Origin of the sequence: Maritalea mobilis, from assembly GCF_019800885.1 — a bacterium.
GTDB lineage: Bacteria > Pseudomonadota > Alphaproteobacteria > Rhodobacterales > Rhodobacteraceae > Roseibacterium > Roseibacterium beibuensis.
Genome location: NZ_JAHVKE010000003.1, coordinates 13,505 through 33,330, shown reverse-complemented (window position 1 = coordinate 33,330; position 19,826 = coordinate 13,505). Strand labels below are relative to the sequence as shown.

15 protein-coding genes and 1 tRNA gene are annotated in these 19,826 nt (G+C 61.1%); 7 read left to right on the top strand and 9 right to left on the bottom strand.

Features of this window, described 5'->3' with window-relative positions; all coding sequences use genetic code 11:
- Nucleotides 1-100: 100 nt before the first annotated feature.
- A complete protein-coding gene (locus KUV65_RS13855) occupies nt 101-757 on the bottom strand; it encodes a protein-L-isoaspartate O-methyltransferase family protein (RefSeq protein WP_222191323.1) in 657 nt (218 codons plus the stop codon).
- Nucleotides 758-956: 199 nt separating this feature from the next.
- Between KUV65_RS13855 and KUV65_RS13850 the strand changes: the two genes are divergently transcribed.
- Nucleotides 957-1,030: transfer RNA gene (locus tag KUV65_RS13850), tRNA-Cys, on the top strand.
- 222 nt (nt 1,031-1,252) lie between these two features.
- Here KUV65_RS13850 and KUV65_RS13845 read toward each other — a convergent pair.
- From KUV65_RS13845 to KUV65_RS13830, 4 genes are all read right to left on the bottom strand, one after another.
- Nucleotides 1,253-2,263, bottom strand: coding sequence for a tyrosine-type recombinase/integrase (locus KUV65_RS13845; protein WP_222191322.1), 1,011 nt, complete (start codon nt 2,261-2,263; stop codon nt 1,253-1,255).
- Complete coding sequence (locus tag KUV65_RS13840) at nt 2,250-2,489, bottom strand: hypothetical protein (protein WP_222191321.1); 240 nt, start codon at nt 2,487-2,489, stop codon at nt 2,250-2,252. Before KUV65_RS13840 ends, KUV65_RS13845 begins: the two co-directional genes overlap by 14 nt.
- Before the next feature lie 797 nt (nt 2,490-3,286).
- Complete coding sequence (locus tag KUV65_RS13835; protein WP_222191320.1) at nt 3,287-5,338, bottom strand: ATP-binding protein; 2,052 nt, start codon at nt 5,336-5,338, stop codon at nt 3,287-3,289.
- A 189-nt stretch (nt 5,339-5,527) separates the two neighbouring features.
- Nucleotides 5,528-6,058 carry a thermonuclease family protein gene (locus tag KUV65_RS13830; RefSeq protein ID WP_261331807.1) on the bottom strand — a complete coding sequence of 177 codons (531 nt, stop codon included), beginning with the start codon at nt 6,056-6,058 and terminating at the stop codon, nt 5,528-5,530.
- Nucleotides 6,059-6,918: 860 nt separating this feature from the next.
- Between KUV65_RS13830 and KUV65_RS13825 the strand changes: the two genes are divergently transcribed.
- From KUV65_RS13825 to KUV65_RS13815, 3 genes are read left to right on the top strand one after another with little or no spacing between them, the layout of a single operon-like run.
- A complete protein-coding gene (locus KUV65_RS13825) occupies nt 6,919-8,259 on the top strand; it encodes a DUF6212 domain-containing protein (protein ID WP_222191318.1) in 1,341 nt (446 codons plus the stop codon).
- Between the two features lie 8 nt (nt 8,260-8,267).
- Nucleotides 8,268-10,976: a glycosyltransferase gene (locus KUV65_RS13820; protein WP_222191317.1), complete on the top strand. Its 2,709-nt coding sequence runs from the start codon at nt 8,268-8,270 to the stop codon at nt 10,974-10,976.
- Entirely contained in the window at nt 10,963-11,613 is a 651-nt protein-coding gene (locus KUV65_RS13815) for a sulfotransferase family 2 domain-containing protein (protein ID WP_222191316.1), read from the top strand. Before KUV65_RS13820 ends, KUV65_RS13815 begins: the two co-directional genes overlap by 14 nt.
- Nucleotides 11,614-11,629: 16 nt before the next feature.
- Here the strand turns inward: KUV65_RS13815 and KUV65_RS13810 are convergent, their stop codons facing one another.
- From KUV65_RS13810 to KUV65_RS13795, 4 genes are all read right to left on the bottom strand, one after another.
- Nucleotides 11,630-12,742, bottom strand: coding sequence for a polysaccharide pyruvyl transferase family protein (locus KUV65_RS13810; RefSeq protein ID WP_222191315.1), 1,113 nt, complete (start codon nt 12,740-12,742; stop codon nt 11,630-11,632).
- 271 nt (nt 12,743-13,013) lie between these two features.
- The gene (locus KUV65_RS13805) at nt 13,014-14,825 is read right to left on the bottom strand and encodes an SLC13 family permease (RefSeq protein WP_222191314.1); all 1,812 of its coding nucleotides are present in this window, start codon (nt 14,823-14,825) and stop codon (nt 13,014-13,016) included.
- Between the two features lie 103 nt (nt 14,826-14,928).
- Nucleotides 14,929-16,452: a malonate--CoA ligase gene (locus KUV65_RS13800; RefSeq protein ID WP_222191313.1), complete on the bottom strand. Its 1,524-nt coding sequence runs from the start codon at nt 16,450-16,452 to the stop codon at nt 14,929-14,931.
- A gap of 42 nt (nt 16,453-16,494) precedes the next feature.
- Nucleotides 16,495-17,181 (bottom strand): GntR family transcriptional regulator, encoded by a 687-nt coding sequence (locus tag KUV65_RS13795; RefSeq protein WP_222191312.1) that lies wholly within the window; start codon nt 17,179-17,181, stop codon nt 16,495-16,497.
- 125 nt (nt 17,182-17,306) lie between these two features.
- Between KUV65_RS13795 and KUV65_RS13790 the strand changes: the two genes are divergently transcribed.
- Genes KUV65_RS13790 through KUV65_RS13780 form a run of 3 tightly spaced genes read left to right on the top strand, consistent with a single transcriptional unit; the run spans nt 17,307 to nt 19,813 of the window.
- On the top strand, nt 17,307-18,530 hold the full coding sequence (locus tag KUV65_RS13790; RefSeq protein WP_222191311.1) for a CaiB/BaiF CoA transferase family protein: 1,224 nt from the start codon (nt 17,307-17,309) through the stop codon (nt 18,528-18,530).
- A 27-nt stretch (nt 18,531-18,557) separates the two neighbouring features.
- Entirely contained in the window at nt 18,558-19,343 is a 786-nt protein-coding gene (locus KUV65_RS13785; RefSeq protein WP_222191310.1) for an enoyl-CoA hydratase, read from the top strand.
- On the top strand, nt 19,343-19,813 hold the full coding sequence (locus KUV65_RS13780) for a PaaI family thioesterase (RefSeq protein WP_222191309.1): 471 nt from the start codon (nt 19,343-19,345) through the stop codon (nt 19,811-19,813). Before KUV65_RS13785 ends, KUV65_RS13780 begins: the two co-directional genes overlap by 1 nt.
- The last annotated feature ends 13 nt before the right edge of the window (nt 19,814-19,826 follow it).

Genomic DNA, 19,826 nt, shown 5'->3' with positions numbered 1-19,826 from the left:
CATACCACCCTATGCTGGGCATCCGAAGACCGCTCCGGCTTGCCCGATTTCGCTTTGGTTTGCACGCAGCGGGCGCCGGTTTCCGTCGCCCGAGCGCTGTTCAGAACACGAAGCTCGGGGCGCGGGCGAAGCCCGGCAAAACCTCGGCCGTCGCGTTGAATTCCATCCGCCAGCTGACATGGCCCTCGGGCGATTTGAACCCGATGCGCACCTCACCCAGGGCGCCTTCCATGAAGATCGCGATGATCTGACCGCCCGGCTTGAGTTGATCGTAAAGCGAGGTCGGAACCTCCTCGACACCGCCCGAGATCACGATGGCGTCAAAGGGGCCATGCTTCGCCGCGCCCTCGGGCAGCGGACCGGTGATGACGGCGGCATTCACGACACCTTGCGCGCCAAGCGTCGCTTCGGCCTCGGCGGCAAGTTCGCCGTCTTCCTCCAGCGCCACGACCGCTTCGGTCATGCGGGCCAGAAGCGCCGTGATGTAGCCAAGGCCTGAGCCGATTTCGAGCACCACGTCCGTGGGTTCGAGTTCCAGCGCATCGAGCATCTTGGCCGTGGAGCGCGCGTCGAGAAGCTGACGGTGCGGCGCGATCTCGATCGGGCCGCCAACGTAAGCCAGCTCGCGCTTGGTATCCGGCACGAATTCCTCGCGCGGAACCTCGAGCATCGCATCGATGATGGTAAACTTGGTCACGTCCGAGGGGCGCACCTGCGTGTCCACCATGGTAACGCGACGGGAAGCGAAATCCGTCATGTAGCTGAACCGCGTCGTCTAGTTAGCGTTGTCACGTGTCTTCGCACAGGCCGCAGGGCCGCGCAACCACGCGGATGCCCGAGGAAGGTGGTTTCGCGCCACATGTGGCGTGACGTCCATAGCCGGTGCCACGAGTGCTCCATGCAAGGCATCTTGCGCTGGACCCAACGATGGGCTACCTGACCGAACACACCACGGCGGCGAGTTGGCGGAGTGGTGACGCAGCGGATTGCAAATCCGTGTACACCGGTTCGATTCCGGTACTCGCCTCCATTTAATTTCAATGGCTTAGCGGATTCTGGGCGCGCACCGAACGGCGCGTCTAAACATTTGTCTAAACATTCTGTTTTTGTTCTGTTCGCGTTTCGGCGCTCATCGCGACGGCAAGAACACGTCCAAAACGGACTTAGAGCGTCGGACGCGCGCCCGCTCTGCGAGGGCTTCGATCGAGGGGACAAGGGAAAGCGCCAGGTCGCACGAAAACGTGTCTCGAGCTCAGGACCGCTTTAGGTCGGTGCGTAGCTGCTGCGCCCGCACAGCGCGCACTCGCTGGCGCACCTTCTTCGTGTAGTGCTGGACCATGGCGGGGCTTTGACCAGTGACGGAAGCGATAAGGTCATCGCTGCAACCCGCCTCCACCAGCTCACAGGCGGCGTTGTAGCGCCATGAGTGAATATCGTAGGCCGTAGCCCCGATCCGCTCCCTGACCTTCCTGACAGCCGCTGACGCGCCCCTGTAAGACCACCGGTTCGCGCCCCGTTCATTCGTCAGGATGAACACGGAATGGCGGCTGGCGGCGTCCAGCGCAGCTTGCAGCTCGGGCAGGATCGGAACCCACAGCTCTTTCGAGGTCTTGCTCTGCCGGACCCAGACAGCGCCATCTTCGATGTTTGACCAGCGCATGTTGAGAACGTCCCCGATCCGCTGACCGGTGCCGACGCATAGCTCCATCACGAGCCGCTCTCTGGTGCCCAGCTCGCAGGCGGCGCGATAGGCGTCCAGAAGCTCTTGCGGCCATGGCTCACGCTGTGGGCGCTTCTGGGACTTCAACTCAGGCACACCGCGCGCTGGGTTCGAGTCACGCCAGCCAAGATCGACACAGTGCTCCATGAGCACGCGCAAAACGCGGAGCGAATAGTTCGCGAAATAGGCCTTATCGGCGTTCGAGTCTCGCAGCCGGATCACGTCCTTGCGCTGCATCTTGGCCGGATTGGCCTCGCCCATGATCTCCCGAAAGAAGTCGAGGTGCTTGTCGTAGTCCAGCCCCGTGCGCGGCTTAAGGTTCCGATACCTCGGCGACTTGCGATAGTCATCGATCAACGCGCCGAAGTTGCGGGAAACGACCACGCGCGGCCTGTCTTTCTGAGAGAGAATGCCCGCATATTCGCGCCAGAACTCCGGCGTACCGAACTCGCTTTGGAACTTCTGCGACGGCCACCCACGCCGTTGGAAGTAGATACCGTTGCGTTGCCGGTAGACGTGTTTGGGAAGCTCACGCTTGGCCATGGCGCATATCGATCCTGTCGAATTCGTCCGCATCTTCGCCTGACGCGAGCACAAGCTCAATCTTGCGGCCATCAATAGTGACACGGCTGACCTGCTTCCCGGCCCGCTCAAACGCGGAGAGCAACCTCAGTGCCTGATGCTCAATTTTGTTCGACGGCATCTTTCCCAAAGCTCCGACAACTGATCTCACGAACCCCGAGCGAAACCCCAATAAAGGTTCGCGCATCCTGACCGGCTGAATGAGAATTCTGTTCCCATGCAAACTGGTTGAGAGAGACGCTAGGAGGTGCAAGCGCGCTTGGGCAAGCGCCCTTGCTTGGCGAGATCAACTGCGGTGTCACTAAACGTATATACCCACGCCGCAACAAACGTAACAAATCGTTACTCACCCCATGTTCAGAGCCGCTAAGCAGCGCCAGCGGTGTCACTAAATGCATATCACAACAAGGAGTGTGGGGGATACATGACCCGCCTCCCGCCCCCTCCGATCCTTGACGTCTCCGGGGGCAGAAGGCTAGCCGTTGCGCCTCAGATTGAATTAACGATGCGGGGGAGACGGCCTCGGTTGAATTCAGCGGGGAGCAGAGACCGGTCATTCGCCGCCAGTGCGAGGATATCGGGCGCGGAAAGAGAAAGAGGAGGTTGAGAACGGCTGAAAATCGAGCATATCACGGCATGCCCGCAAGGCAGCTAGGAGCCCGACGCCGACGATTCAAAACCGCAAACACCACCAAAGTAGCGACGTTCTTGACGCAAACACGCGCACGGCTTGCCATCACTCCGGAACCGGGAGCTACCGAAGACGCTAGGTAGGCGATCTAAACGGACCAATCGCGACATGTCGGCTCATCGGCACAGCTTGGATGTGCGTAGCGATATAGCGCCTGAGGGAGGCCTGACAGACCAGACGTCAATCATGACCGTTCTGAAAAGGTCCGGATCGCACTCCAAAACCGAGAAAAGAGCATGTGTGTTGATTTTCTGCCCAGCTGCATTGGCCAAGAACGTTCCTTATCCCGCTCTTCAAAGGTTCGCGATCTCAGCCTGGAGCGCAACGTGGATGTTATCCATAATCCGCCTCTGCATCTTAAACCAACCACCCTCAACGTCAGAAATCGGAACTCCCTCAAAGTCTTCTTGCAGAAAGCTCGCGTACCCTTTTTCTGTGTGTTCGTTCAGCTCAATATGACAGTGCTTGTTTCGATATGCTTTCAACCTCATGAATGAACGGCGTAAGCTTGGAAGTTCACTTTCGAAATCAGCGTTCTTAGCAACGCCACCGCTTAGAAATTTATCGGCAGGCTCAACAAGATGCTTGTGTGCATGAACCAAGAACGAAATTGCATCGCCCTCATTTTCAACGAGAGGCACCTCAACAAACTGGTGCCCCTTTAGGCTTGTAGAACTTGGGTACATTGCGAAAAGTCCATTTTGCATTCGCTCTTCGTTAAGAAGTATTAGGTCCTCAATGATCGATTTTGATCGCCGCTTTAGCCACGCCACCCTTTGATCCTTGTGTCCAAACCTACTTTCTTCATCGGCTAAAATCGCTTCTCGTTCGGTTTGCTGCAGGTATCGCTTAACCACTGGGATTCGAAACCGTGGCATTGCTCCGCTTGGAACTTCGACAAGCCCATAGTCACGAATATGCCGTATGTCTTCGTTTCGAGACGCCAGCGTGGAAAAATCAGCCACCTCACCGGCGGCAAGTATCTTCAACAGCTCATACTCTTGGGGATATAGTTCAGCGATCTCCGAAACCACGTGGCCACAATATGCACTAAGCTCGGCGTCTCGCTCTTTTGAGCACGCCATAATGTCATCGAGTGTGATACGCACAGGCCGTTCGCCGGCCTGTGCTTCTAAAAGTTCATGTTGAAAGCTACAGGCGAGTCTTGTTAGTAGTGGATGCCCACCGTATTGCTCAAACAGGTAATCAATAGCTTCGTTGGAGAAGAATAAGCCCATGCGAGAGCCGAAAAACTGGATCATGTTCCTTAGATTATCTATCTCTAGGCCTCTAAGATAATGGATGTTAAAGATACTGAACATAGGGTTTTGGACCGTACGGCCAGCCACAGCTGAACTTTCAAACCTATCAACGTCGCAAACCGTTGGGTTCACACCACACACAACATAGGAAATTTTTTCAGACTGCGTTTGAATGGTCCAAAGGGCCTGCCAAAAATCAATAAAGTCTTGAACCCAATGTGTGTCTGTTGGAGAGATTGGTGAAATATACTCGATCTCATCGAATATTAGGCAGAGCTTCTTTTTCTTTGGAATCGACTGCACGGCATCAGCTAGAACATCAAACACATCGATGCCTTCGCCTATTTTCTGCGTGTACTTTTTATTAAAGACCTTGTCGATCTCTTGAATGATCCTCGCCGTTAGGTCATCACAAGATGCTCTCCGAATAGGTCGGTTTTTACAATCAAAGAAGATAGTCTCCACGTCTTTTGCCTTTTGGAGACTTCGCTGGACCTTGAGCAGTACTGATGTTTTACCCGTCTTTCGCAAACCAAAGATACCACTATTCTGAGATTTCCTCACGTTATCGCAAATAGCAGCTACTATATCTTCTCGCCCATAAAAATAGCGGTCAGACTTAAGCGGCAACTTGTAATCAAAGAGGTTTCTTATAAACAAGTTGCGCTTGAGGTCATTCACAAATGACCAAGCATCATCGATGGCGTTATCAAGTGATGCCTTAGATACTGGAACAATTATGCGGTTTTCCGGATTTTCAGATTGATATTGAGCAACCCATTCATGGAGTTTGGGATCTGGAGAATAGAAGAAAGCAACGGTGGGGTCGATGCGTCCAGCAAGGGGCTGCTCACGACAAATCTGTTCAATTGCCTGCATCGAGCGCGCTTGCAGCGTTGGATAGAAAGATAAGAAAAACGGGATTTCCTTCTCAAAGCCGAAAGTTTGCGAAATTCGAGCTGCTGGGCGCAGTAAGGCCACATAGATATCCGTGTTTACAACTCGTCGATCACGCTCCCACGTCACTGTGAAGTGCCGAGCCAATGCGTTTATGAACCATTGCCTTTCAACGTCAGAAATCATGTGTCACCTATCGACCACCTTTGTATTGGAATGCGCTTAAAACGCAACATCCGCTCATTCTCGTCCAGCCACTGATTGCGCTCTCGAAGTCGCGAAAGGCCTCGGCCAGCTACAGCGTCAGTGATGAGTGTCAGTTGTGGACCGGTAGCGCCGGACTCTAGCTTGACCCAAAAAATCAGGATCACAGTGTTACATCTCCGATGGCTTCAGCTTGCCCTGCTGTTTGGCATTGGCCCGCCAGTGCTTCTTCCTAATGCCTTCTGGTTCAAGGTGTCGGTACGCCCCTCCTGAAAACCTCGGCCAGTCCAGAGCCAGCCCCTGCTTCACCAGCTCAGCGGCGAGGTCTGTTCCGTCCGCCAGGTAACACTTGGCAACGATCCGGTCGTAAGACACTTCCTCTTGAATATGGGCCGTCACGATCTGGCCCTTGCACATCTGGATCATGGCAAACTTAGACTTCTTGCCCCATGGATGGTGAAGTTCTGGTGCGTCAATTCCGGAAATCCGAATTTTCGTCCCACTGATTACTAACGTGTCACCATCAACGACGTAGGCTTTCCCCTTCAAAATCTGTGTTGGCGGAGTGCGATCCGGACCCGATCCGCCACTAACCTTTCTGGGAGGGAGCGGAGTAACAGGCGGCTGCGGGGAATAGGTCGGGCGATGGGGTGATCTCTGTTTCGCGGGTCGAAAAAGAGAACGGAAAAGTCTCCCAAGCATCTGCTAACGCCCTCTCAAATACTCGTCACTGGCTGGACCATATCCGATGGTTGCCAATTATCAACCGCGCCTCCGCACAACACCCGCCGAGGCTTGGGGAATGGGCTTTGCAGACTACAAAACACGTCTAAACATTCCCACTTCGTTCCGCCTATTTGGGCCCATTGTCTAAACAATTTATCTATAAAAATCAGCCGGATATACACTGTTGCAAATCCGTGTACACCGGTTCGATTCCGGTACTCGCCTCCAGATTTTCCCAATTTTTCAGGTCAGCGGCCTGACGGTCGCGTGTGACACCAGGTGGACGCACACCCCCTGGCGTGGCCGCCTTGTCCAAGCCGTTCTTGGCGAGGCTTTTCCCACTTCCTCCAAACCGTCACGTCTTCTGATGGAGAAGAGCAGTTGTTTGACCAATGGGCTGCGGCTTCACGCCTCCCCCCTGGTCATCGGACGCAAAGCGAATGGCCATACGCGCAGCGCCACCAGCCACGCCGATCAACGCAAATGCAAAAGTATGGCCCAGAGTGACCCACGATAGATGGATCAGGGGCATCCTGCCGCCCCTTGGGGACCGGGGCGCTTTAGTCGAGCGAAATTGGCCGGTTGGTTGCTCAGGTTACGTCTGAACGGCCCGGCTTGGGCATGCCGCTAAGAGCTGTCCATTAACACTTTTTTCACCTTTTTCGGATAGTCAGTCGGATTGGAGATACCGGGTTGCATGGCCTCCAGAGTTTTTCATGCCCCCCGGAAAAGTGCACGAATGTAAAAGGTACCGGCAGTACATGACTCTCCTACTGACGATCCCGAAACAGGACGTGGAGCTTGTCACCTCTCTTGACTTGCCTGTTGAGCTGGCCGTGCTCGAGGAAAGCGGTGCAGAGGTGGTGTCCGCCACGGACCGCGCGGTCTACTCGGTGCATGAATTGGCGACGCGTTGCATTGGAACGGCTGCAAGCAGCGCAACCGGTGTGACGGCTGTCGAGCAATTCCTTCCCAGTATCGCCGAGGCGGCCGGAACCGAGCCGCCCCGGCTATGCGATCTGACACGGGTGAAGCCAGAGGCGCGCGAGACGGAGTTGCTGCGTTTCCTCACGGAAAGCCTGACGGGGCTTCTTGAACGGCAGGCGCGCCGATCTGCGGACCTCTCCCGGTCTCTGGCCACCTTGCGACAGAGCCATGGCCAGATGCAGGCTGCCTTCGCGCAGTTGGAGAAATTCATTCTCGACAACAATCTCGCGCAGAGAACCGACGCGCTGTCCCTGCTACCCGGGCATGACATGGCGCCATTGGAGCTGCGCGAGGGCGATATCCTGACCCAACGGCTGCCGATCTCGAGCGCCGGTCTCAGCGATGTCGCGGTCTTCATCGAGGATGTCGACATTGCCGATCAGGGAACGCTGTCGATCACCCTGCTGACGAAGGAAGACGATAAGGTCAGAGGGCACTGGACGCTGTCGGGTCCACACATCACGGAGGGGCCGGTGCGCCTCGCCCTGCACAGCGCGCTCGAGGCTTCGGCGCTCACGCCAATCCTCGAACTCAGCTGGGAGGGAGAAGGCGCCTTGTGGCTGGCCACCTCGCTGAACCATCCCGATCCAAGGCTACAGGCCCGCATCGGCGACCGATGCGACCCGCGTGTCCTGGCGCTGCGTTGCTGGTCCTATCTGCCGGACAGCAAGGCGCCAATCCCGGCCAACGCGCTTCTCCCGGCAGACCCGGGAGCAGGCCCACGACGCAGTCGCATCCTGGACGACCTCGTGCTCGCTCAGGCCGAGGACCTGACGCCGGACAGCAAGCATTCCCGTTTTCTGGCCGACAAGGCGGCGCTTCTGGTTCACCCCATGCCGCAAGGGATATCCGCGATGCGACTTGCCGCCGGCGTGCCGGCGGGGACTGTCCACCTCGATGCGCGCATCCGAACGCTACAAGACCAAGCGCCGATGATCGAATACGCCATGGGCATCGCCCCTTCGGAACAGGCAGGCTTCACGCCGCAAACCTTTGAACCTGACGATCTGGTTGGCATGACCCCTTGGGTCAAGTTGAGCCCGCAGGAGAACGGCGAACTGCATCTCCCGCTCGAAACGGCCCTGTCGGACGACCATGATCTCGTGCTGATGACGCGCCTGGCGGTCCAGCCCGGCGGCACGTCCTGGGCCTGGTCGACGTTCTCCCGGATCCGGTTCACGGTGGCGTAGGTGCGGACATGGTAGCCGACCTCGCTTCAGCCGCCCCACGGCTGGCCGTCATCGTGCCAATCTTCAGGCATGCGTCACTCCTGATCGAGGCCATCGAGTCGGTGCTTGCGCAGCGGCTTGAGGGCGGCCTGCGGCTACTCCTGGTCAATGATGGCTGCCCGTTTCAGGAAACGGACGAGGTCTGCGCGACCTACGCGATGGCCTATCCGGAGATCGTGACCTATCTGCGCAAGGCAAATGGCGGGCTGAGCGACGCGCGCGACTGCGGCATCCGGCATGTGCTCGCGCATCTGCCAAGCGTCGAGGCACTCTACATGCTCGACGCTGACAACCGCCTCCAGCCCGACGCCCTGGCCCGCGCGCTCGCCGCGCTCGACGCCGCACCCGAGGTGGACTGGATCTATCCGAATATCGACATGTTCGGCCTTGAATGGCAGGGGGATTACGGCGGCGACTATTCGCTGCTGATCCATTCGGGCATGAATATCTGCGAAGCAGGGAGCCTCATCCGCAGACGGGTCTTCGAGGCAGGGGTGCTGTTCGATACCGGCTTCAAGATGGGGTGGGAGGATTGGGATTTCTTCCTCTCCGCAGCGCAGTTGGGGTTCCGCGGCAAGAACATTGAAGATTTCGGCTTTCTCTACCGCAAGCGGCCGGAAAGCATGCTGGCTGATTCCGAGCGCGACAGCGGGGCCTTGCAAGGGGCGATGCAACTAAAGCACAAGTCGCTCTACATGCCCCGCAGCCTCGTCGCGCTGGAGCATGCCGAAGCGCCGCGTTATGCCATCCACATCGCTGACCGGGGCGAGATCATCTGTTGCGTCGATCCAGACGCGCCGGGTATCCATCGGATCGGTTTCGCGGAGTTCGAGCAGAATTACTGGAACACGCAAATTTCGCCCGGGCGCGACCGGACACCGCCCTTCAATATCGTTCTGTCCTCGACCGTGCTCGACGGGTTGCGCGAGGCGCGACTGCTGCACTGGGTGCTTTGGAAACTAGAGACGATCTGCGAAACCGGCGCCATCGCGGCGTTGAGCGTGCAGACCGGCGCGCGCGACCGCCTTGCGGTCTCCGTCACCTCCCACAACGACAAGCCGGGCCAGCACAGCAAGGCTGTCGCCGTCGCCGTCCCGACGCGGCTGTTCTCCGACGTGATCCGCGACCCGCAGTCTGACTGGATCGACAGCCTCGCCCGCCGCAACCCGGACCCACCGGTCACGACGCTGGAGGTGCAGTTGCCGCAGGCCGCGTCGATCCTGACCAAGCTCAAGCGCCCCAGCGCGATCTTCGACACCCTGTCGCTCGTCCACCGCATGCGCGCGTCGCAATGGGCTCCCGCGGCTGACCGTCTCTGGACACACCACGTCGCCGGCGTGCACCTGCGCGGGCGGGAACACACGCTCCCACGCCGTGCCTTCGACGGCGCCCCCCTCCTCCCCCGCGTTCCCGACGGGCGGCGCCATATCGGCTTCTTGCTGCCTCTGGTGGAATTCGGCGGGGTCGAGAAAGTGGCCCAGCAGATGGCCCGGGGCCTGCGCGCCCACGGATGGGTGCCCCACGCCTTCGTTCTCGGCTGCGACGACATCGCCCTGACCCCGGACTGGAGCGACACATTCGAAACCACCAATCTGCTGGCTGATGCCGGGTTCTCCGCCTGGGGTGGCGGCGCGCACGACTACCTCGGCACCAACGTGCCGAAATGGGCCGAGTCGGGCCGGCATGGCGTGGTCCTCGGCCTGCTGCACTGGCTCGACGCTGCGATCAACTTTCATGGCGGTGCAGCTGTCGGCCTTATGGGTCAGCTACGGCGCATGGGGGTCAAGACGCTGAATTCCCTTCACCTTAACGACCTGACCCCACTCGGGCGGCCGGTCGGGAACACCTATCTCGGCGTCGCCTACGAACACGCCTTCGACTATTTCGTCCCCTGTTCCCACCAACTCGGCGACTGGCTGAACGGCATGGGGGTGCCGCAGGACAAGATCGTGCCGGTTCTGAACGCCCCAGGGTTCGAGATTGACCCCGACATCACCGCCCGCAGCATCGCGGCCCGCCGCATGCGCTCCGCGTCCGAGCCGCTGCGCGTGCTCTATCTCGGCCGTCTTGATCGTCAGAAGGGCCTCGACCGGCTGGCTGAGGTGATCCGGCGGTCGAACGCCGAACGGCTGAACGTCACCTGGCGGGTGCTCGGCAAGGCCGTGATCGCAGACGACGCCCCGGCCCTCCCGCCCGAGGTTGCCGCGGTGCTGGAGCCGCCGGTGTGCCGCCCCCGCGACCTTGCCGCCGCCTATGCCTGGGCGGATGTGGTGGTGCTCCTGTCGCGCTACGAGGGGCTGCCGCTGACGGTGCTGGAGGCGATGCGGGCGGGCGCCGTGGTGATCGCCACGGATGTCGGCGCAACGGGCGAGGTGCTCCGGGACGGGGAGACCGGAATACTGGTGCCGCAGGACAAAGCGGTGGAGCAGTGCATGGCCGCCTTGCGCCGCTTCAGCCAGAACCGCGCAGACCTCGCCCCCCTGGCCGAACGCGCGGTTGCGGCAGGCGCTGTACGGGACTGGACGGCCGCGACGGCGGACCTGGCGGGCAAGTTGACCGAACCAGAGGCCGTGAACGAGCCACCTGACCTCCATGCCGCTGAGTCCACCGCTTCAGAAGGTGGGAAACGGTCGTCCGTCCGGAACGAGCAGGAGGCGCAATCCGATGTCCGTGTTTAACTACGAGCACAGAGTAAGCTACTATCCCGTTCCGAAGATCGCCTGCACGTCAATGAAGAAGCTCTTCTTCCGTCTCGAGAACGGATTTGAGTTTCGTAATTTCCGCGCCAACGGGAAGTCGAAGACGATCCACAGTTTTTATGGCAGCAGGCCTTTTGAAAAATCTCGGCAGGACGATGTTGAAGGACACTTCCGAGTGGCCGTGGTCAGAGATCCTGTAGACCGTCTCGTCTCCTGCTACCGGAACAGGGTGGTTTTTCATAAGGACCTGAGCGAGCAACGGCTATCCCCGGCGGCCGTTGCAGCGGGCTTGGTGCCAGATCCATCTTTGAGCACATTTGTCCGGGAACTGGACGGCTACGTCCAGCACACCGGCAGTATTTCGCATCACGCGGCACCGATCGTTACCTACCTTGGCCACGATCCAAAATGGTTCTCAGCCATACGCAATCTTCAAGAAATCGAGCAACTTATCACGGAGCTTCAAGCCATCGTCGGCAACGAGCACCCGCTGTCCCTACCGAGGGAGCAAACGGGCGGACCAAAATTGTCCCGGCAGGATTTGACGCCGTCCGAGATCACGAAGATCGAACAGTTCTACGCCAAGGACTACGATATCTACGGTCGGTTCTTCTAGCCATAGTCCACGTTCATCACTTGAACCGCGCCGCAAACCCGTTCTCCGAATAAAACGCTTTCATCTCGTCGAAACAGGCCGCGATCCGGGCGTTTGCACCGTCCCAGTCATGGTCGATCATCGCCTGCGCCGGGTCGCGCCAATCTTCGGTGACGTCCTGATAGGGCAAGCCATAGACGTCGCAGAACTCCGTCAGGCGCGAGTCGTAGACGTAGTAGTAACAGGGCTTGCCCTGCAGCAGCGCCACCATGTTGCCGTGGAATCGGAAGCCGAGGATCGCGTCGAGGTCCCGCGCCTTGGCCAGCCATTCCTCGATACTCTTGACGCTGACCATGTGCGCCATCAGCCGTTCGGGCGAAAACAGCTGCTCGGCCTTCATGCGGGCGATCACCTCGGCCGCGGCCTGCCGTCGTTCGTCGAAGGGCAGGTCGTGGTCGGCGATGTCATATTCGCGCAACACGCCCTGTTCGAAGACCGAGAGGTTCGCCGCGTTCTCCAGCGCCCAGGCGATGACCCGGCCATGCATGGCGCGCGCCTCGTGCGGCGCGTGGCAGAAGATGTTCGCCGACAAGCCGGAATGGATCGACACGCCGATCGACCGCTCGGGCATGGCCAGCATCTCGGGCACCCGGATCTGCGGGGCGCTCAGCGTGTAGAACAGCGACGGGCATCCGGTGACGCGGATGTTCTTGCCGCCGAGCCGCTCCACCACGGCGGCGGTGAAATCGCCCCGGACCGAGATGCTGGCGGATTTCTCGTTGAGCCGTGCGATGAAGTCGCGCGCGCCCTCGTTGCCATCGAGATACGAGGCGTCCTGCGTCGGGTTCTGCGCGCCAAGCCCGACGATCGCCATGGGGGCGTCGATGCTGTCGAGGGTCTTGTTCGCCTCGTCGAAATTGAAATGCTTGTGCAGATAGGTCGACCCGCGAATGATCGCCCGTTCCACCGGCTGCGAGAGCGTGCCGCCGAAGCCGACGCGAACGGTCTCGCCCAAGTCAAGCTCGCGCAGGATCGCGATACAGACCAGCATGTCGCCATAGTTCGGCTTCCAGGCCGAGCGCCGCATATCGGGCCAGGTCGTGAGGTTGCGGCTTGCGGTGTGATTGAAATGAACTAGAGCACTGGTCATAGCCGTCCCATCTTCCGGCGGATCCCGCCGCGATCCGCGCTTCGCTACCGGTTTTGGCTAGCCCCTACCGCACCTCGCATCCAGATTTGAACTTGAAAGACACACCCACCTCAACGTTCCCGACATGCGCGGCATTCAGGCCATAACCAGGGTGACCAGATCGGGGATCTCGCCCCTTCAAGTGCTTTCATTCAAAGAAGCAAACCGGTCGCGATAGTGGTAGTCTGCACGCGCCGGTTTCACCCGGTTGTCCGCCCCGCGTGGCATCGCATCAGAACGGAAAGATCAGCGGGACGACCAGCAAGGTGATCGCCGCGACAACGACGGTCAGCGGCCCACCCGTTTTCAGGAAGTCGCCAAAGCGATAGCCGCCCGGGTTGACCACCAGGGTCACGACAGGCGACGAAACCGGCGAGGCGAACCCCGAAGACCCCGCGATCAGGACAGCAACAGCCATCGGAACAGGCGACACGCCCATCGAGAGCGCCGCCTCCACCGCAATCGGTGCGACAAGGACAAGGGTCGCGGTGTTCGACAGGATCCAACTCAGCGACATGGTCAGAACGAAAAGGGCCAGAAGGACGGCACGCGGACTGTCGTTGCCGGCCATGTGCAGCAACGCGTCCACGATCATGTCTGCGCCGCCCGTCTTGTCGAGCGCTGTCGAGAGCGGCAGCATCCCCGCGATGAGAACCAGTGTTTCCAACCGGATCGAGCGGTAGGCCTGGTTCGCCGAGATCGTGCCCGTCATCACAGCGGCGATGGCCGCAAGGATCACGGCCATCGTGATGGACAGCCCCCCGACCGAAACCCCGATCATGGCTGCCAGGATCAACAGCGCGATCCAGAGCTTGTTCGAATTCGGGACTGATTGTGCCCGCTCGGCTGGCTCTTCGAGAATGACGAAATCGCGCCCCTCCGCGTTGATCCCGTCGAGCCTCGGCCAAGGCCCGGCGACCAGCAGACGGTCGCCGCCGCGCAGGGGCGTGGACTGCATGTCATCAAGGCGCGACGTGTCGCGAAGGATGTCCAGCACTTCGAGCCCGTAGGTCGCGCGAAAGTCGAGATCGGACAGGGTGCGCCCCCTGATCCCGGCCTCGGGGTGGATCATGACCTCCATGATGCCAAGCGTGTCGATCCAGCGATTCATATCCTTGTAGAAGGACCGAAACGGCGCGACGCCTGGGGTCTCGCCAAACCGGGCAATCTCTTCATCGGAGCCGGTGACCACGATCAGGTCGCCGCGCTGAAACTCCATCCCGATGGAAAACAGCGCCGTATGGGGCGTGCCCGCGGGCCCGCGTCGCCACCGCGACAGGATCCGCGGCGCGGTCTTGGTCAGGTCGCGGGCGGCACTTCCGGTGAAATCGCGCTCAAGCCGCAGAACCTCGACCCGATCGAAACCGTGGTTGCGGTAAAGCTCGGCGAAGGAACGGTCGGTGCGGCGCATCCGGCCGGTCCCGTCGGTCGTCAGCGGACCAAGCAGATGACGGCCCACCAGCACGAAGAAAAGCAGCATCGCCAGAAGGACGAGCGCGCCCACGAGGCTGAAGCTGAAAAAGCCAAGCGGCTGCCCTGTCGCCGCTCGCAAGGCGTCAGAGACGGCGAGATTGCCGGGCGTGCCGATCAGCGTCAGCATCCCCGAGATGAGCGCGCCGAAGGACATGGGCAGCAGCAGGCGCGCGGCATTTATGCCGCTGTCGCGTGCGATGCGCAGGACGATGGGAATGAAGATCGCCACAACCGCTGTCGAGGACATGACCGACCCGAGGATCGCCGCGCCGACGCTGAGCGGGATCATGAGGCGCACCTCCTGTCCGCGGCCATGGCGCAGGATCAGGTCGCCCACGCTGCGCGCAACGCCGGTTCGGTCCAGCATTTCGCCCACGACGAACAGGCCCGCGACCATGATGATGATGGTCGCCCCGAACCCCGCCACGGCCTCGGCCGGGGTCAGGATGCCCGAGAGCGCCAGCGCGACCAGCACGAACAGCGCGATCAGGTCATAGCGCACGCGGTTGGAGGCCATCATGATGGCCGCCAGTCCCATCAGGTAGAAGACGAGGGTCGCGTCACTGGGCATCGGGCGCGCTCCGGCAGGGGTGGACCTGCCACCGCCCTACCCTATCGCGCAGACGGCCTCCAGCCGCACCGATGTCGCGAGATGCGCCTCGGGACGGTTTGCGTCAGCTGGCCTGCGCCTGGAACACATGCGCAAAGCGGTCGCGCAGTTCCTTTTTCTGGACCTTGCCCATGGTATTGCGCGGCAACTCGTCCAGCACGGCGACGTGACGGGGGCGCTTGAACCCGGCGAGATTGGCGCGGGTCGCGGCCTCGATCGCGTCGAGGTCGAGCGTGCTGCCAGGTTCCGCCACCAGAACGGCCACGACACTCTCGCCGAAATCGGGATGCGGCGCGCCAATGACTGCGCTTTCCAGAACGCCGGGCTGGTCGTCGAGGAACAGTTCGATTTCCTTGGGGTAGATGTTGTAGCCGCCGGAAATGATCAGGTCCTTGCCACGCCCGACGATGGTGACATAGCCGTCCGCGTCGATCATCGACAAATCACCGGTGATGAAGAAGCCGTCTTCGCGCAACTCTTCCTTCGTCTTTTCGGGCATCTGCCAATAACCCTTGAAGACGTTGGGTCCGCGCACCTCCAGCACGCCGATCTCGCCCGTCGGCAGCTCGGCCCCGGTTTCGGGATCGCAGACCTTTACCTCGACGCCCGGAAGCGGGAAGCCGACCGTGCCCGCCCGGCGGTCGCCGTCATAGGGGTTCGACGTGTTCATCGAAGTTTCGGTCATGCCGTAGCGCTCCAGAATGCGGTGCCCGGTGCGCTCGGCGAAACGTTCATGGGTCTCGGCCAATAGCGGGGCCGAGCCGGAAATGAACAGGCGCATATGGGCCGCAAGATCCCGGGTGAAGCGCGCATCGTCCAGAAGCCGGGTGTAGAAGGTCGGCACGCCCATCATGGTCGTCGCCTCGGGCAGCCGCGCCAGCACCGTGTCCACATCGAATTTCGGCAGGAAGATCATCGAGCCGCCTGCCAGAAGCGAGACGTTGGTGGCCACGAACAGGCCGTGGCTGTGGAAGATCGGCAGCGCATGCAAAAGCACGTCCTCGGCGGTGAAGCGCCACGCCTCGGCCAGCGCCTCGGCGTTGGACAGAAGGTTGCGGTGGGTCAGCATCGCCCCCTTCGACCGGCCCGTTGTTCCCGAGGTGTAGAGAAGCGCCGCGAGATCGTCTTCGCCCCGCTCGGCCACCGCGGCCGTTGTCGCCTGATCCGCACGCAGATCTTTCAGCGAACCACCGCCGTCGCCCGCCAGTGTATGCAGAAGGCAGCCATTGTCCTTCGCGATGCCCTCGACCTCGGCCACTTCGCCCGGATCGCAGACGAAGAGCGCGGCCCCGCTATCGCCGACGAAATATTCCAGCTCGGCCGGGGTATAGGCCGTGTTCAGCGGCAAGAAGACCGCGCCGCGCTGGATGCACCCGGCATAAAGCGCCAGCGCCTCGGGTGATTTCTGGATATGGACCGCCACGCGGTCGCCCGGTTGCACGCCCAGGCTCTCCAGCGCGTTTGCATATTGCGCCGCCATGCCGAGGAAATCCGCGTAACTGATCGCGCCCCCATCGGGCAGGTGAAGAAAGGGCGTCTGCTGCCCGGCATGCGGTGCGAAAAGGGCGTCGAAAAGCGGGTTGGTCATGGGTCCTCTTCCTGCAAGCAGAGTGGTCGGCGCGGGCCGGGATCAGGCGCCCGTCTCGGCCTCTTGTTCCGGGAGCTTCATGTAGCGCGAGAAGCCTTCGGTGATATGCACGATGGCAGCCCGGCGCGCGGCCTCGGGCTTGCCGTTATCGACAGCGGCAGCGATGTCGAGGTGTTCGGCCAGCGACTTTTCCATGTTCGTGGGCAGAGACAGGCCCTTGCGGCGGAACAGGTGCATTTCCTTGACGAGATTATCGTAAATGAGTTTCGCCTTGGGGTTTTGCGCGCCGGCCAGAAGCAAGTCGTGAAACTCGATGTTCAGTTCGTAATAGCGCGGCACATCCTCCTCCGCGATGGCCGCTTTCATCTGCTCGATATTGGCCTGAAGCGCGCCCGGCAAGTCGGGCTCGAGGCCTTCGTTCACCCGCCGCGCCGCCGCCGCGCAGGCCATCGCGAACACCGCGCCGCGCAGATCGTAGAGGTTGCGCACCTCGGCCAGCGTGGTCTCGTGCACGAAGGCGCCGCGGTTTGCGATCAGGTCGATCAGGCCACTATCGGCAAGCGAGCGGATCGCCTCGCGGACCGTGCCGCGGCTGACCCCCATCGCGTTCGACAGCGCCAATTCGTTCATCTTCTCCCCGGCGGCCAGTTCGCCATCGACGATCATGCGCTCGATTTCCGCCCGCACTTCGGTGGCCAGCGTCGCCCGCCGCGCCCCGATCGGTTTCATGTTCATCTCCATCGCCCTTGTCTTGCTGTGGCCAACGGCATTTTGTCAACAATTAACATTTTTATTGTCATCTGCCGACGATTACCATACACCAGTACGCAACCGATCGACCATGGGGGAGGAACATGGCCCAGCCCGCAAATCAGACCTCGGCCGCCGCGCATGATGCCGCACCCGTGGCCAGCACCGCGCTGCAAGGCCTGCGCGTTCTCGACCTGACGCGCGTGCGCTCGGGACCGACCTGCGTGCGCCAATTGGCGGACTGGGGTGCCGACGTGATCAAGATCGAGGCGCCCGTCGACACCGCACAGTTCGGCGGACCACGCTCGGGGCCGGATTTCCAGAACCTGCACCGCAACAAACGCAGCCTGACCCTCGACCTGAAGACCGAGAAGGGCCTCGAGGCGTTCAAGCGGTTGGCCGACAGCGCCGATATCATTGTCGAGAATTTCCGGCCCGGCGTGAAGAAACGCCTCGGCATCGACTACGACACGCTCTCGCAGACCAACCCCGGGCTGATCTATGCCTCGATCTCGGGCTTCGGGCAGGATGGCCCCTTGGCTGACCGCCCCGGCTTCGACCAGATCGCGCAGGGCATGGGCGGGCTCATGTCCATCACGGGCGAGCCCGGTCGGGGACCGATGCGCGTGGGCATCCCGATTGCGGATCTCTGCGCAGGCCTTTTCGCGGCGCAGGGCATCCTGATCGCGCTGTTTGAGCGGCAGAAATCCGGCAAGGGCCAGTGGATCCAGACCTCTCTGTTGCAGGCACAGGTCTTCATGCTGGATTTCCAGGCCGCGCGCTGGCTCATGAACGGCGAAGTGGCCGGACAAGCCGGCAACAACCACCCGACCACGATCCCGACCGGCGTGTTTCCCACCTCGGACGGGTTCATGAATATAGCCGTCGCGGGCGAAGTCATCTGGCAACGCTTCGCCAAGGCCCTCGGGCGTGAAGACTGGATCGAAGATTGCCGGTACAAGACCGCGCCCGACCGTTCGAAAAACCGCGAGGCGCTCAACGCCGAGATTGCCGAGATCACGGCCACCCAGCCCACCGCGCATTGGATCGATATGCTGATCGACGCGGGTGTGCCGGCGGGCGAAATCAACGACATCTCGCAGGTTTTCGAGACGCCGCAGGTGCGCCACCTCGGCCTTGCCCAGCCCGTGACCAGCCAGGAACGCGGCGACACCGAGCTTGTGGGCCAGCCCATCATCATGAGCCGAACGCCCAGCCAGATCGCCGCGCCGCCGCCGATGGCCGGACAGCACAGTGCCGATATCCTGTCCGAGATCGGCTATTCCGAAGCCGAAATCGCAGAGATGAAAGCCGCGGGCGCCACCTGACCCATCCGACAGAAAGACGGACCAGCCATGACCGACAAGATCCTGACCGAGCAGTCGGGCGAAATCGCCCGGATCATCTTCAACCAGCCCGAAAAGCGGAACGCCGTCTCGCTTGAGATGTGGGAAGCCGTGGAAGAGGCGATGACGCGCTTCGCCGCCGACCCGTCCGTGCGCATCCTGATCCTGTCAGGCGCAGGCGGAAAGGCCTTTGTCTCGGGTGCAGACATCTCGAAATTCGAGACCGAGCGCGCCAGCGCCGAGGCCGTGGCCCATTACAACGCCACCACCAAGCGCGTCTATGACATGGTCGAGGCCTTTCCCAAGCCCACCATCGCCCAGATCGACGGCTATTGCATCGGCGGCGGCGTGGCCCTGTCGCTATGTTGCGACCTGCGGATCTGTGGCGAAAGCTCTCAATTCGCCGTGCCCGCGGCCAAGCTGGGGCTCGGCTACGGGTTCGAAGGCATCAACCGGCTGGTCAACGTGGTCGGCCCCTCCTTCGCCAAGGAAATCTTCTTTACCGCGCGGCGTTTCACGTCCGACGAGGCGAAGGTGATGGGGTTGGTCAATCGCGTCGTGCCCGACGACCAGGTCGGGCAGACGGCGCAGGAAACGGCCGAGATGATCGCGGGCAACGCCCCGATGACGGTCGAGTCGGTGAAATACATTGTCAGCCAGGTGGTGGCCCCCGAAAGTCAGCGCGACCTCGACGAATGCGCGGCGCGGGTGAAGGCCTGCTTCGACAGCAAGGATTACATCGAGGGGCGGCGCGCCTTCCTCGAGAAACGCAAACCGAATTTCGTGGGCGCCTGATGGCCGGTGACAGCCCCCGTCGCATAGACGAAGCCGCCGCCCGCGCCCATGTCGATGCGGCGCTGGCCGGTCACGCGCAGGATTTCGAAACCTTCTTCTTCGCCCGGTTTCTGGGTCTGAGCTTCGATTACCTGCCTCACGATGCACCGGATGCCGAAAAGGACTGCTGCCGCCTGACCTTCGAGGTGACGGACATGGTGAAGAACCCGCAAGGGTCGCTGCATGGCGGGGCGATGGCGTCGGCCATGGACATTTCCATGGGACATCTGGTCAACAAGGTGGCGGGTCCCGGCGCGACGATCGAGATGAAGGTGCAGTTCATGCGCCCCGTCACAGAGGGCACCATGACGGTCGAGGGGCGGTTCACGCGCCGCGGCCGCACGATGTCGTTCATGGAAAGCCGGTTGACGGGACCGGATGGCAAATTGGCGGCCCTTGCCACGGCGACGTGGAAGATGCCGCAGTCCTGAAGAGGCACGAGAC

Excerpts from the sequence above, each read along its gene's own strand:
- KUV65_RS13855 (WP_222191323.1), bottom strand. The coding sequence starts at position 757 with ATGACGGATTTCGCTTCCCGTCGCGTTACCATGGTGGACACGCAGGTG.
- KUV65_RS13845 (WP_222191322.1), bottom strand. The coding sequence starts at position 2,263 with ATGGCCAAGCGTGAGCTTCCCAAACACGTCTACCGGCAACGCAACGGT.
- KUV65_RS13840 (WP_222191321.1), bottom strand. The coding sequence starts at position 2,489 with ATGCGCGAACCTTTATTGGGGTTTCGCTCGGGGTTCGTGAGATCAGTT.
- KUV65_RS13835 (WP_222191320.1), bottom strand. The coding sequence starts at position 5,338 with ATGATTTCTGACGTTGAAAGGCAATGGTTCATAAACGCATTGGCTCGG.
- KUV65_RS13830 (WP_261331807.1), bottom strand. The coding sequence starts at position 6,058 with ATGCTTGGGAGACTTTTCCGTTCTCTTTTTCGACCCGCGAAACAGAGA.
- KUV65_RS13820 (WP_222191317.1), top strand. The coding sequence starts at position 8,268 with ATGGTAGCCGACCTCGCTTCAGCCGCCCCACGGCTGGCCGTCATCGTG.
- KUV65_RS13815 (WP_222191316.1), top strand. The coding sequence starts at position 10,963 with ATGTCCGTGTTTAACTACGAGCACAGAGTAAGCTACTATCCCGTTCCG.
- KUV65_RS13810 (WP_222191315.1), bottom strand. The coding sequence starts at position 12,742 with ATGACCAGTGCTCTAGTTCATTTCAATCACACCGCAAGCCGCAACCTC.
- KUV65_RS13805 (WP_222191314.1), bottom strand. The coding sequence starts at position 14,825 with ATGCCCAGTGACGCGACCCTCGTCTTCTACCTGATGGGACTGGCGGCC.
- KUV65_RS13800 (WP_222191313.1), bottom strand. The coding sequence starts at position 16,452 with ATGACCAACCCGCTTTTCGACGCCCTTTTCGCACCGCATGCCGGGCAG.
- KUV65_RS13795 (WP_222191312.1), bottom strand. The coding sequence starts at position 17,181 with ATGAAACCGATCGGGGCGCGGCGGGCGACGCTGGCCACCGAAGTGCGG.
- KUV65_RS13790 (WP_222191311.1), top strand. The coding sequence starts at position 17,307 with ATGGCCCAGCCCGCAAATCAGACCTCGGCCGCCGCGCATGATGCCGCA.
- KUV65_RS13785 (WP_222191310.1), top strand. The coding sequence starts at position 18,558 with ATGACCGACAAGATCCTGACCGAGCAGTCGGGCGAAATCGCCCGGATC.
- KUV65_RS13780 (WP_222191309.1), top strand. The coding sequence starts at position 19,343 with ATGGCCGGTGACAGCCCCCGTCGCATAGACGAAGCCGCCGCCCGCGCC.